Source organism: Ruegeria halocynthiae, from assembly GCF_900106805.1.
GTDB lineage: Bacteria > Pseudomonadota > Alphaproteobacteria > Rhodobacterales > Rhodobacteraceae > Ruegeria > Ruegeria halocynthiae.
Map to the genome: position 1 here is coordinate 129175 of NZ_FNNP01000005.1, position 13422 is coordinate 142596.

At 57.4% G+C, this 13422-nt stretch carries 12 protein-coding genes; 8 read left to right on the forward strand and 4 right to left on the reverse strand.

Going from position 1 to position 13422, the window contains the following annotated elements; translation table 11 throughout:
- The first annotated feature begins 5 nt into the window (after positions 1 to 5).
- The 4 genes from BLU89_RS14230 (at position 6) to msrA (ending at position 3237) form a co-directional block, all read left to right on the forward strand.
- Positions 6 to 1073 (forward strand): YjgN family protein, encoded by a 1068-nt coding sequence (locus BLU89_RS14230; protein WP_074737504.1) that lies wholly within the window; start codon positions 6 to 8, stop codon positions 1071 to 1073.
- Positions 1074 to 1077: 4 nt separating this feature from the next.
- Complete coding sequence (locus tag BLU89_RS14235; RefSeq protein ID WP_074737505.1) at positions 1078 to 2121, forward strand: M48 family metallopeptidase; 1044 nt, start codon at positions 1078 to 1080, stop codon at positions 2119 to 2121.
- Positions 2122 to 2185: 64 nt separating this feature from the next.
- Positions 2186 to 2470: an SCP2 sterol-binding domain-containing protein gene (locus BLU89_RS14240; protein WP_074737506.1), complete on the forward strand. Its 285-nt coding sequence runs from the start codon at positions 2186 to 2188 to the stop codon at positions 2468 to 2470.
- A gap of 95 nt (positions 2471 to 2565) precedes the next feature.
- On the forward strand, positions 2566 to 3237 hold the full coding sequence (msrA, locus tag BLU89_RS14245; protein ID WP_074737507.1) for a peptide-methionine (S)-S-oxide reductase MsrA: 672 nt from the start codon (positions 2566 to 2568) through the stop codon (positions 3235 to 3237).
- Here msrA and BLU89_RS14250 read toward each other — a convergent pair.
- Both BLU89_RS14250 and BLU89_RS14255 read right to left on the reverse strand, forming a co-directional pair.
- A complete protein-coding gene (locus tag BLU89_RS14250; RefSeq protein ID WP_074737508.1) occupies positions 3234 to 4106 on the reverse strand; it encodes a ribokinase in 873 nt (290 codons plus the stop codon). The genes msrA and BLU89_RS14250 overlap by 4 nt on opposite strands.
- Before the next feature lie 3 nt (positions 4107 to 4109).
- Positions 4110 to 6365 carry an NADP-dependent malic enzyme gene (locus BLU89_RS14255; RefSeq protein ID WP_074737599.1) on the reverse strand — a complete coding sequence of 752 codons (2256 nt, stop codon included), beginning with the start codon at positions 6363 to 6365 and terminating at the stop codon, positions 4110 to 4112.
- 160 nt (positions 6366 to 6525) lie between these two features.
- On the opposite strand from BLU89_RS14255, the gene mutS reads away from it, so the two are divergent.
- A complete protein-coding gene (gene mutS / locus BLU89_RS14260) occupies positions 6526 to 9141 on the forward strand; it encodes a DNA mismatch repair protein MutS (protein ID WP_074737509.1) in 2616 nt (871 codons plus the stop codon).
- Positions 9142 to 9199: 58 nt separating this feature from the next.
- On the opposite strand, the gene BLU89_RS14265 is transcribed toward mutS, so the two are convergent.
- Complete coding sequence (locus BLU89_RS14265; protein WP_074737510.1) at positions 9200 to 9763, reverse strand: nucleotide exchange factor GrpE; 564 nt, start codon at positions 9761 to 9763, stop codon at positions 9200 to 9202.
- 10 nt (positions 9764 to 9773) lie between these two features.
- Entirely contained in the window at positions 9774 to 10838 is a 1065-nt protein-coding gene (gene hrcA, locus BLU89_RS14270) for a heat-inducible transcriptional repressor HrcA (RefSeq protein ID WP_074737511.1), read from the reverse strand.
- 112 nt (positions 10839 to 10950) lie between these two features.
- On the opposite strand from hrcA, the gene rph reads away from it, so the two are divergent.
- Genes rph through hemW form a run of 3 tightly spaced genes read left to right on the forward strand, consistent with a single transcriptional unit; the run spans position 10951 to position 13419 of the window.
- Positions 10951 to 11664 carry a ribonuclease PH gene (gene rph / locus BLU89_RS14275; protein WP_074737600.1) on the forward strand — a complete coding sequence of 238 codons (714 nt, stop codon included), beginning with the start codon at positions 10951 to 10953 and terminating at the stop codon, positions 11662 to 11664.
- Positions 11661 to 12275, forward strand: coding sequence for an RdgB/HAM1 family non-canonical purine NTP pyrophosphatase (gene rdgB, locus BLU89_RS14280; protein ID WP_074737512.1), 615 nt, complete (start codon positions 11661 to 11663; stop codon positions 12273 to 12275). Before rph ends, rdgB begins: the two co-directional genes overlap by 4 nt.
- Positions 12268 to 13419, forward strand: coding sequence for a radical SAM family heme chaperone HemW (hemW, locus tag BLU89_RS14285; RefSeq protein WP_074737513.1), 1152 nt, complete (start codon positions 12268 to 12270; stop codon positions 13417 to 13419). Before rdgB ends, hemW begins: the two co-directional genes overlap by 8 nt.
- Positions 13420 to 13422: the final 3 nt, after the last annotated feature.

Here is a 13422-nt window from a genome sequence, read left to right on the forward strand (position 1 = left end):
CATTAATGCAAAGCGAAGCAGTACAAGGCACCCCGACCGAATTTGAGTTCCGGGGATCAGCTGGTGAGTATTTTGGCATCTGGATCGTCAATTTGTTGTTGTCGATTGTCACTCTGGGCATCTACAGCGCCTGGGCCAAGGTCCGAACCAAGAAGTATTTCTACCAAAACACCTATGTTGCCGGGCGCAGTTTCGACTATCACGCCACCGGATTGCAGATCCTGCTGGGCCGGATCATCGTGGTTGTCGGGATCATAGCTTACACGATTCTGGCGGCCATTCCGCTGTTGGGCCTGATTCTGCTGCTGGGGCTGCTGTTTCTGATCCCCTTTCTGCTGGTAAGATCGCTGCGGTTCAACGCGCGGGTGTCCAGCTGGTCAAATGTGCGGTTCAATTTTCACGGGACCACCGGGTCGGCTGCGGCCAATTATTTCCTGTATCCGCTCATTTCAGCACTCACGTTGTATACAACATGGCCTTTCGTAACGCGGACTATCCAGCGGTTTCATGTGAATGGCCACACCTTCGGCAAAACACCGATGTATTTCGACAGTCCGATTGCACCGTTCTATAAGGCGTTTCTCGCAGCTGCGGCCTGGGTGATCGGTATGCTGACGCTGGCAATGACGGTGTTTGGCTTCGGCGTTTCAACTCTGAGTGCACTCCAGACACTGCAAAGCGATCCTGAGAATCTTCTAGCCCTGATAACCATTGCCTCGCTCTACGGCTTCTTGCTGTTGGCAGTTGTTCCGGCCACGGTCATCTATCACGCCATGGTACGCAACACGGTTTACAACTACACTGTTTTGGGTGGAAAGCACCGCTTCTACTCCGATATCTCGGCCTTGCGTCTGCTTTGGATCACCGTATCCAACCTGCTGGTTGTTGTGCTGTCTCTGGGGCTGATGCTGCCATGGGCGCATGTCCGCCGGGTGCGGTATCTGGCGAACCACACAACCTTTATTCCCGGTGGGCCGCTGGACGATTTCATTGGTGATGTCACCGCAAATGTAAGCGCCATCGGCGATGCTTATGGTGATATCGAAGGGTTCGATATCGGCCTAGCGGTCTAGAATTGTGGCTGACCAATCAAATGACAACGGCGCATCCGTCACCGGGCGCGCCTATCCGGCACTGAGTTCGCGCGAGATACCTGTCAGGCTGGCGATCGGAACCAACACCGCCTGGCTGATTGATGAACAAGGCCAGGTTTTAACCAGCTGCGACCCGCAAGATTTGCAGATCGAGCCGCGTGTGGGCCAGACCGAGCGCCGGGTCAACTTTCCTGACGGAACTTTGTTTTTGACCCCCAATCACGCAGCATTGGAACATCTGACCGGGGACAGTGGCGGCGCCGTCCTGCATGGGCTGGAACGCTATCATCCCAGACTGATCCTAGTCGCGCTGGCCTGTCTGGCCGGCGCATGGGGCGCGTGGAAATATGGGTTGTCTCTGCTGGTTGCGTTGGCCGTGTGGATAACCCCACCTCCGCTGGTCGAGGCGATTGATAGCGGGGTCATGCAGGTGGTGGACCGGCTGATGGCCAATCCCAGTGAATTGTCCAACGCGAAAAAGGCAGAACTACAGGGCAACTTTGAACGTCTTCTGGCCAGCATGGGCTCCGCCGCTGAGGATCACGCCTATCGGTTAGAGTTTCGTCACATTCCGGGTATGGGTCCCAACGCCTTTGCCCTGCCGAATGGCACAATCGTTGTGACAGACGATCTTGTCAGGATGGCCTCTGCCGACGCTATTGTCGGAGTGATGAGCCACGAGATTGGTCATGTCGCAGAACAGCACGGGTTGCATCAGATGTACCGTTCGGTCGGAGGGTACGTGTTAATCGGATTGCTGGCGGGCGACACCGGGCCGATCCTTGATGAAGTCCTGCTTGAGGGCAACCTGATCCTCTCTTTGTCCTACTCTCGCCAGCATGAATTGTCAGCTGACAGTTTTGGTGTTGATCTGGCCTCAAGGGCGGGGTTCGATCCCGGTGGTCTGGCCGAATTCTTTGAACTGATGGCCGCCCAATACGGGGATCAACAGGACGACTGGTTCAGCACACATCCCGGTTTTGAGGATCGCATTGAAAACCTGAATGTACTGACCCGAGGTCATTGATCCCTCCCCCTTGCCCGGCGCGCACGCGCGCCCTAACGCTATGGCATCACGGGAGGAGATCTCAATGACACTCAGCGCTATGGCCGACGACATCCAGAAAAGCCTTGTTGGCAAATCCTTCGACGGTTCGCTCAAGTTCGACTGTGGTGACGAGGGCGTAATCGTTTTGGCAGATAACACCGCCTCGATTGAGGATCGCGACACCGATTGCACCATCCGCATTTCCCGCGACAACCTGACCAAACTGCTGACTGGCAAACTGAACCCGATGACAGGTGTTGCACTGGGTAAGCTCAGAATCTCGGGCAATATGGGTGTGGCGATGAAGCTGGGGCAGTTGCTGGGCTAGACGATAAACTCGTCTCACCAGCGCGTGACAAATCATGTCAGTGCATTGCATGAGCGTGAAACAGCGGGCAGCTTGGTCCCCGAAGGAGACACGCCATGCCCCGGATCATTTACCACGATTACCTAAAACCTTCATTGTTGTTTGTTCTGATCCTGCTGGCGGCAATGCTGCGCGCCCTGCCAGCCCCGGCGGCTGGAACAGAAACGCTGACAGTTGCTGGTGGATGCTTCTGGTGCGTCGAATCCGATTTCGAATCCGTGCCTGGCGTGATCGGCGCGGTTTCGGGATACACCGGCGGCAAGACCGCAAGTCCGACCTATGATCAGGTGTCCAAAGGCGGCACCGGGCATTACGAGGCTGTACAAATCACCTTCGATCCTGCGCGCGTATCCCGTGAAACGCTGCTGAACATGTTCTTCCGCTCAGTCGATCCAACGGATGCAGACGGCCAGTTCTGTGATCGCGGAGAAAGCTATCGCACAGCTGTGTTTGTCTCTAACACAGGGGAAAAAGCGCTTGTACAGCAGGCCAAGACCGATGCGCAGAATGCCTTGGGGCAAACTGTGGTCACCCCGATCCTGCAGGCCGCAACCTTTTATCTGGCGGAAGCCTATCACCAGGATTACTACAAAGGCGACAAACTGGTTCTGACCCGATTTGGCCCAAAGCGCCAAAAGAACGCCTATAAGGCCTATCGCAAAGCCTGCGGTCGCGATGCCCGTGTCAAGCAGTTGTGGGGCAGTGACGCGCCGTTTGCCGGTTCCTAGTCGAACTGCGCGGCGCGCACTTCTTTCAGATCCGGAATGACATCAGCGGTTCCGTGCCGCGTGACCATCAAAGCCGCGGCGCGGTTTGCTTGTGAGATCGCCTGCGCCATTGGCATTCCCCGATCCATGCCCGCCAGAACATATCCGGTGAACGTGTCGCCCGCCCCGGTGGTATCGACGGCGCTGACCTTGTGGGCCGGAAACACCTGAGGATCACTGCCCCGCTGATAGTACCGCGCACCCTTTGAACCGAAGGTTACGATCACATGCTCGACCGGTAGATGTGATGGCGCGAGACCCGTGGCCTCCTGCAATTGCTCGGCCTCGACCTCGTTGAGGATCAGGAAATCCAGATGGGGCAAAACAACCTGAACCGCCTCGGCCTGAAACGGAGCAGCCGCATAACAGACGGTCAGCCCCATATCTCTGCCCAGAATTGCGGCTTCGATCTGTGCGTTGGTTTCGTTTTGCATCACCAGCAAATCGCCTGAAACGGCCGACGAGAGAGCCTGTCCAATCTGATCACCCGTGATGGCATGGTTCGCCCCTTGAAACAGAATGATCAAGTTTTCGCCCTGTGCATCCACCGCAATGATTGCGTGGCCGGTCGGTACGTCCACTTCGGAGATGTGCCGGGTATCCACGCCGTATTCGATCAACCGATCCCGTGCCCACAAGCCATCCGACCCCACCGCACCGATATGCGAGACCCGCGATCCCGCGCGGGCCGCAGCCACCGACATGTTGGCACCTTTGCCGCCCAGAAATCTTTGCAGCCCGCTTGCTGCCAGCGTTTCTCCGGGTTCCGGCAGATGCGGCAGCGCATAGACCATATCCGCGTTGATCGAGCCGAGGTTCCAGATCGTCATTACTTACTCAATATCGCAAGAGGCCAAGATGGCCATGTTCAGAATGTCATTCGCAGTCGAAACCGTCGAACAGATCTGAATCGGTTTGTCGACACCGGACAGGATCGGGCCAATCACGGTAGCTCCACCCATTTCCTGCATCAGCTTGGTCGAGATCGAGGCCGAGTGTCGGGCCGGGACGATCAGGATGTTCGCCGGGCCGGTCAAGCGCTGGAACGGATAGGCTTCTTGCTGATCCACGTTCAGCGCAACATCAACTGTCATCTCGCCTTCGTATTCAAAGTCAACGCCGCGCGCATCCAAGACCGCAGGCGCACGATGCATTTTTTCGGCACGTTCGGACACCGGATAACCGAACGTTGAGAAGCTGACAAACGCCGCACGAGGTTCCAGCCCCATATGGCGCGCCACGGCAGCGGCGCGTTCGGCGATATTCGCCAGATCGTTCTCGTCAGGCCATTCATGGACCAGCGTATCGCCAATCAGAACGATCCGCCCCTTGTGCAGCAACGCTGTGACGCCCGCCGCGCCATTGGCTGCATCCGCATCAAACACATGGTTGATGCGATCCAGAACATGCGCCGACTTACGCGTGGCGCCTGTCACCAGACCGTCCCCATGACCATGTGCCAACATCAGTGAGGAAAAGACGTGTCGATCCCGCGCAGCGAGACGGTGAATATCTTTGTGGTCGAAGCCCTTGCGCTGCAGGCGCTGATAAAGAAAGTCCTTGTACGTCTCCAGATGTGCGGTGTTGGCGGCATTCACCACCTCAAGCTCGCGCACGGCATCACCCAATCCGGCTTCTTCCAGTCTGGCTTTAACCTCATCCGGGCGCCCAACAACCAAAGCCTTACCAAAGCCCGAGCGTTGATACATGACGGCCGCGCGCAGAACACGGGGATCGTCACCTTCGGCAAAGATCATCCGGCTTTGCGCTGCACGCGCCCGGGCGTTCAGTCCGCGCAGAATACTAGCGGTCGGATCCATGCGGGATTTCAAACTCAGCTCATAGGCTTCCATATCGATGATCGGACGCCGCGCCGCGCCGGTATCCATACCCGCCTTGGCAACCGCCGGCGGAATACGATGGATCAAACGAGGATCGAACGGCGTGGGAATGATATAGTCACGACCAAAGGTCAGCGATTTGCCATAGGCCATGGCAACCTCATCCGGCACATCTTCACGCGCCAGATTGGCCAGTGCGTGAGCACAAGCAATCTTCATCTCGTCATTGATGGCGCGGGCATGAATATCCAGCGCGCCACGGAACAGGTAAGGGAAGCCCAGAACATTGTTGACCTGGTTCGGGTAATCGCTGCGCCCCGTTGCCACGATGGCATCAACACGCACCTCGTGCGCCTCTTCCGGCGTGATCTCGGGATCGGGGTTCGCCATCGCAAAGATCACCGGGTTATCTGCCATGCTGGCAACCATGTCCTGCGTCACCGCCCCTTTGACCGACACACCCAGAAACACGTCCGCGCCCTTCATGGCGTCTTCCAAAGTGCGCAGCTCGGTGGTGATTGCATGAGCCGATTTCCACTGGTTCATGCCTTCGGTCCGGCCTTGATAAATCACACCTTTGGTGTCGCAGACGATGCAATTCTCGTGCTGTGCGCCCATCGATTTGAGCAGTTCGATACAGGCAATCCCCGCCGCGCCCGCACCGTTGAGGACAATTTTTACATCTTCAATCTTCTTGCCCGAAATCTGCAGCGCATTCAGCAGGCCCGCCGCACAGATCACCGCCGTCCCGTGCTGGTCGTCATGGAAGACAGGAATATCCATCTCTTCCTTTAGGCGCTGTTCGATGATGAAACACTCGGGCGCCTTGATGTCTTCGAGGTTGATGCCGCCAAAGGTCGGGCCCATCAGGCGTACCGCGCGGCAGAACTCATCCGGGTCTTCGGTATCCAGTTCGATATCGATCGAGTTCACGTCGGCGAACCGCTTGAACAGGACCGATTTCCCCTCCATCACTGGTTTCGAGCCCAGCGCGCCAAGGTTGCCAAGGCCCAGAACGGCTGTCCCGTTCGAGATCACAGCAACCAGATTGCCCTTGTTGGTATAGTCATACGCAGTCTCGGGCGCAGCAGCGATTGCTTCACATGGAACAGCTACGCCGGGGCTATAGGCCAGCGAAAGATCGCGCTGCGTGGTCATGGGTACAGTGGCCTGCACCTCCCACTTGCCGGGGGTGGGGTCCAGGTGAAAGGCCAGCGCCTCTTCTTTGGTAATCTTCGCTTTGGGCATCTTATCGGTCGTTTCCATGACTTAAGGGCTGATGCCTCATAGCGCAGGCAAGTCCGCGCCTCAACGAGAATACTTTTCACCTTTCGTCGCGGGGACCGGGTTTGTAAGGTCGCCACCGGAATACGCCAGAAGGGGGCCCAATTTGTCCACAGTCACGCCAATGATGGCGCAGTACCTTGAGATTAAGGAAGCCCACCCGGACGCCCTGCTGTTTTATCGCATGGGTGATTTCTACGAGATGTTCTTCGAGGATGCTGTGAATGCGGCCGAGGCGCTGGACATTGCCCTGACCAAACGCGGTAAGCACAATGGTGAAGATATTCCAATGTGTGGCGTACCCGTACATTCTGCCGAAGGGTACCTGCTGACGCTGATCCGCAAAGGCTTTCGTGTCGCCGTCTGCGAACAGATGGAAAGCCCGGCTGAAGCCAAGAAAAGAGGCTCTAAATCGGTGGTAAAGCGCGATGTTGTGCGCTTGGTCACCCCTGGAACCCTGACCGAAGACGCCTTGCTTGAGGCGCGCCGCCACAATTTTCTGGCCGCTTATGCCGAGGTTCGGGATGAGGCTGCACTGGCCTGGGCTGACATCTCGACCGGGGCGTTTCACGTGATGCCCTTGACCTCAGTCCGGTTAAGCCCCGAACTGGCCCGGCTGGCGCCCTCTGAACTGATCGTGGCCGATGGCGTGCAGGACAAGCTGACTGAGCCTGTCATGGATTTAGGTATCTCATTGACTCCGGTTGGGCGCGCCAGTTTTGACAGCACTGCGGCTGAAAAACGCATCTGCGGCCTGTTTCACGTGGGCGCGCTAGACGCCTTTGGCAACTTTGGACGCGCTGAGGTTTCGGCCATGGGTGCGTTGATCGGCTATCTGGAACTAACCCAGAAGGGCAAACTGCCCCTTCTGCAAACGCCGCTGAAGGAATCCGAGGACCGGGTGGTCCAGATCGACGCCGCCACCCGGCGCAATCTGGAACTGACCCGATCCCTTTCCGGTGGGCGCGCTGGCTCGCTGTTGTCTGTTATCGACCGCACTGTGACACCCGGCGGCGCACGCTTGTTAGAGCAACGGCTGTCTAGCCCTTCGCGCAACCTGGATGTGATCCACGCCCGGCTTGATGCGGTGAGCTTTGTTGCCGAGGACAGCTTGATCGCCACAGACCTGCGAGACGCCCTGCGCAAGACCCCGGATCTGGATCGCGCCCTGTCCCGCCTGTCACTGGATCGTGGTGGTCCCCGCGATCTTGCCGCCATTCGTAACGGCCTGACACAGGCCGCCGCAATCGCTGAACTCTGTTCTGATCAAGAATTGCCGGTTCTTTTGGCCACTGCCCTGCAAAACCTGACCGGTTTCGATGACCTGCTGAACCTGCTCAACGAAGCCCTGGTTGCGGAGCCCCCATTGATGGCCCGAGACGGAGGGTTCATTGCCCCGGGCTATGATGGCGAGCTGGACGAAGCTCGCACCCTGCGCGACGAAGGCCGATCAGTCATCGCCGGGTTTCAGCAGAAATACGCGGAAAACACTGGCATCACTTCGCTGAAGATCAAGCACAACAATGTGTTGGGCTATTTCATCGAAACCACGGCAACCCATGCCGAGAAAATGCTGAACCCACCGTTCAGCGAAACCTATATCCATCGACAGACCACCGCCAATCAGGTGCGATTTACCACCGTGGAACTGTCCGAGATCGAAACCCGCATTCTAAACGCTGGGAATTTGGCTTTGGAGGTCGAAAAGCGGCTCTATCAAAGGCTTTCTGGCGCAATTCTTGATCTCGCCGCACGGTTAAATCAAGCCGCCCGCGGACTGGCCGAGCTGGATCTGACCACCGCACTGGCCGATCTGGCGCGGGGTGAAAACTGGTCCCGCCCTCAGGTCGACACCTCACGCGCCTTTGACATTCAGGGCGGGCGCCATCCGGTTGTCGAACACGCCCTGCGTCAACAAAGCGGTGATGCTTTCATCGCCAATGACTGCGAACTGAGCGCTGAAACCGGGGCGGCAATCTGGCTGCTGACCGGTCCCAACATGGCCGGTAAATCAACGTTCCTGCGCCAGAACGCGTTGATCGCGCTACTGGCACAGATGGGCAGCTACGTCCCGGCGGAACAGGCGCATATCGGTCTGGTCAGCCAGTTGTTCAGCCGTGTCGGCGCCTCGGACGATCTGGCCAGGGGTCGATCGACCTTCATGGTTGAAATGGTCGAAACCGCTGCCATCCTAAATCAGGCGGATGACCGCGCGCTGGTCATCCTCGATGAGATTGGGCGGGGCACAGCCACCTATGACGGCCTATCCATTGCGTGGGCCACGTTGGAACATCTGCACGCGGCCAACCAATGCCGCGCCTTGTTTGCCACGCATTACCACGAACTCACAGCCTTAGCCGGGAATCTGGGCGGCGTTGAAAACGCCACCGTTGCTGTGAAAGAGTGGGAAGGCGAGGTCATTTTCCTGCACGAAGTTCACAAAGGCGCGGCCGACCGATCCTATGGTGTGCAAGTCGCGCAATTGGCCGGGTTGCCCGCGTCAGTTGTCGAACGTGCTCGTATCGTCCTGGATCAACTGGAGAAAACAGAACGAGAAGGCGGAAAACAAAAAGCGCTGATTGACGATCTGCCTCTGTTCTCTGCAGCGGCCCCGATGCCTCCACCTGTGGTCAAGGCTTCGCCGGTGACAGACATGTTGGACAATGTGCTTCCAGATGAGCTTACCCCGCGTGAGGCACTGGATCTGATCTATAAATTGAAAGAGGCGGCCAAAACCTGACCGCCCCCTCATCTTTTCAAAAGTACCCTCGCCGAAGGCTTGGCTTCTTTGAAGCCAATCAGTTCGCCGGCGTCGAAGATACACCCACCTGCGCCGGGCGCAGCAGGCGGTCATGCAGCATAAAGCCTTCAGCTGAGACCTGAATGATATCCCCCGCCCGCGTCCCGGGAACAGGTGCCTCGAACATCGCCTCATGCACGTTGGGGTCAAACCGATCCCCAACCTCGGGTGTGATCACTTCAATCCCGTGTCTCTGGAATACGTCCTTCAGCGCCCGCATCGTCAGTTCAATGCCTTCCAGAAGTGGGCCAGCCACCTCTTTTTGCTCATCGGTCGCGGCTTCTAGCGCGCGTTTCATATTGTCGTAAACCGGCAGCATGTCGCGGGCCAGCTTCGATCCGCCATACTGTTCCGCATCCCGGCGCGCCTTGTCGCCGCGCTTGCGCGCATTTTCTGCGTCCGCCAATGCGCGCATGAACTTGTCTTTGTAATCGTCCCGCTCGGCGCGCAACTCATCCAGTTCAAGTGCTTCGTCACTGAATTCCGCGATTTCTTCCGCCAGCTCTTCCGCCTCCGCGGTTGCGATATCGTCCAGAAAATCTTCGTTCTTGGGCTCTGCCATCTCTTACCCTCTAGCTCCGGTCGGAAATCAGCTTGCCGACCAGTTGCGCCGTATAATCCACGATCGGCACGATGCGTCCATAATTCAGACGTGTGGGCCCGATGACCCCAACCGCACCAATTATCCTACGATCAGCGTTCATATATGGAGACACCACCAAAGAGGAACCCGAAAGTGAGAAAAGTTTGTTCTCAGAGCCAATAAAAATGCGCACACCTTCGCCATCTTCGGTCAATTCAAGGAATTCCGCGATATCACGTTTGCGCTCAAGGTCGTCAAACAGGGTGCGGATTCGGTCAAGCTCCTCTGCCTGGCCCGGTTCATTCAACAGATTCGCCCGTCCGCGCACGATCAATCGGGCCGAGTCGCTGCCATCCCCTTCCCACGCTGCAATGCCACTTTCGACCATTTCCCGCGCCAGCACATCGATTTCCTGCTTTCGCGTGTCGATCTGGCTTTGCATCTGGCGGCGCACTTCGCTGAGTGTCCGCCCCTCGATCAGCGCATTCAGAAAATTCGCAGCCTCACGCATCGAGCTGGGCGTCTGACCCGGCGGCGGAGTAAAGAGACGGTTCTCTACGTGGCCGTCGGCGAACACAAGAACAACCAGCGCACGGTCATGGGCCAACGACACAAACTCGATATGCTTGATCTCGGATTCATGCTTGGGCGTCAGTACCAGCGATGCACCATGTGATACATGTGACAGGGCCGAGCCCACGCGATCCAGCATTCCGCCCACATCGCCCGCGTTAGGGCCTAATGTATCATCCAGTTTTTGCCGATCATCCGCACCCAGATCGCCGACTTCCAACAACCCATCCACAAACATCCGCAGCCCCTGCTGCGTCGGAATCCTGCCTGCACTGACATGCGGGCTGTCAAGCAAACCCAGAAACTCCAGATCCTGCATCACATTGCGCACGGTTGCCGCGCTGACCTTTTCTGACAAAGTTCGGGTCAGAGTGCGACTGCCGACCGGCTCACCACTGTCCAGATAGCTTTCGACAATCAGCCGGAACACTTCACGTGACCGGTCGTTCATCTCGCTCAGAATTTTGCTCGCTTCACTCATCAGCGGTCCCCTGCTGGATTGTCATTAAATAGCAGGCGCAAGAAAGGTCAATCGGGGTTGCATCGTAATGCTACGGGGCGTTATCCCCAAAACAGCAAACAAAGGATTTTCCATGCGACCCTCAGGACGTGATCTAAACGAAATGCGCGCCGTTTCAATCGAGACGGGCTTCACCAAACATGCCGAAGGTTCCTGCTTGATCAAGATGGGTGACACCCATGTGCTGTGTACTGCCACGATCGAGGATCGTGTGCCGCCCTTCATCAAGGGTTCAGGCCTTGGCTGGGTGACCGCCGAATACGGGATGCTGCCCCGCGCGACCAATACCCGGATGCGGCGTGAGGCCGCCAGTGGCAAGCAAGGTGGCCGCACCGTGGAAATCCAACGCTTGATCGGTCGCGCCCTGCGGGCTGGTGTAGACCGTGTTGCGTTAGGCGAACGTCAAATCACCGTTGATTGCGACGTGATTCAAGCCGATGGCGGTACCCGCTGCGCCTCGATCACCGGTGGCTGGGTCGCGCTGCGTCTGGCGGTGAACAAGCTGATGAAGACCGGCGATGTGATCACAGACCCCTTGGTAGACCCTGTTGCGGCCGTTTCTTGCGGAATTTATGCGGGACAACCGGTCTTGGATCTTGACTACCCCGAAGACAGCGAAGCCGGCGTGGACGGCAACTTTATCATGACCGGCTCGGGCAAACTGATCGAGGTTCAGATGTCTGCTGAAGGTTCGGTTTTCAGCCGCGCTCAGATGGATCAACTGATGGATCTGGCTGAAAAAGGCGTGGCCGAGCTGGCCGCTGCCCAAAAGGTCGCTACCGCATGACCCGCAAGTTCGACGGGGACAGGCTGCTGGTCGCCACCCATAACAAGGGAAAACTTGAGGAGATGGCGCATCTCCTTGAGCCCTTTGGCGTTGCAGTTGTCGGCGCAGGTGAAATGAACCTGCCCGAACCGGAAGAAACCGAGGATACGTTCGTCGGTAACGCCCGGATCAAAGCCCATGCCGCCGCCAAGGCGACTGACCTGCCTGCCCTGTCGGACGATTCCGGCATTACCATCGATGCGCTTTACGGCGCGCCGGGTGTTTACACCGCTGATTGGGCCGAAACCGACAATGGCCGGGATTTCCTTATGGCCATGACCCGCGCCCATACCGAGCTAGAGGCAAAAAGCGCCCCGCATCCACGTACGGCACAGTTCCGTTGCACTCTGGTGCTGGCTTGGCCTGATGGACATGACGAAGTGTTCGAAGGTATCGCGCCCGGTCATCTGACCTGGCCCATTCGCGGCAAAGACGGGTTCGGCTATGACCCGATGTTTGTCCCCGAGGGGCACGACATTACCTTTGCGGAAATGGATCGCTGGGAAAAGAACAAGATCAGCCATCGCGGCCGCGCGGTGGAAATGTTCGTGAAACGCTGCTTTGGTGGATGATTGGCGCAACGGGGGCTTTGGCCTGTATGTGCATTGGCCCTTTTGCGAGGCCAAGTGTCCCTATTGCGACTTCAACAGCCATGTTTCAAAAAATATAGATCAAAAACAATGGCTTAACTCGTACCTAAGTGAGTTGCATCGCTCGGCCGCGGAAACGCCGGAGCGGGTGTTGAACACGATCTTCTTCGGCGGAGGCACGCCTTCGCTCATGGCTCCTGAAACGGTTGCTGCCGTAATCGATGAAGCCCGTGCCCTTTGGCGCCCGGCCAACGACATGGAAATCACGCTTGAGGCCAATCCCGGTTCAGTTGAGGCTGGTCGCTTCTCAGCCTATCGCGATGCCGGGGTGAACCGCATCTCGATGGGGGTCCAGGCGCTTAACGGCGACGATCTGCGCCGTTTGGGCCGCATTCATACCGTGGCTGAAGCACGCGCCGCCTTCGACATTGCCCGGACTTGTTTCGATCGGGTCAGCTTTGACCTGATCTACGCTCGACAGCACCAAAGTCTGGACGCATGGCGCGCGGAACTGATCGAAGCACTGTCGATGGCTATCGACCACTTGTCTCTCTACCAACTGACCATCGAAGATGGCACAGCCTTTGGCGACCGCTACGCAGTGGGTAAATTGCGCGGCCTGCCTGAAGATGACAATGCCGCGGACATGTATCTGGCCACGCAGGAAATTTGCGAAGCACATGGGTTGCCCGCCTATGAGGTTTCCAACCACGCCCGTCCCGGCGCGGAATCGCGGCATAATTTGGTGTATTGGCGCTATGGTGATTACGTTGGTATCGGACCGGGCGCGCATGGGCGGATCACACAGGCAGGTCGAAAATACGCGACTGAAACCCACCTGTCCCCGGCCAAATGGCTGGCTGCTGTCGCAAACGAAAGTGGTGAAAACTGCCGATCAGAACTAAGCGCTCAGGAACAAGCTTCTGAATACCTTATGATGTGTATCAGGTTGAAAGAAGGCCTATATATAGACAGATACGAAGCATTATCTGGTAAGAAGTTACCCCAGGGAAGGCTCGGCTCATTGATTGAATTAGGCATGATTTCGGTTGATGAAAACAGATTACGCGCCACCGCGGAAGGTCGCGCCGTGCTCAATGCAGTGATCCGAGAGCTATTGGAGTAACAG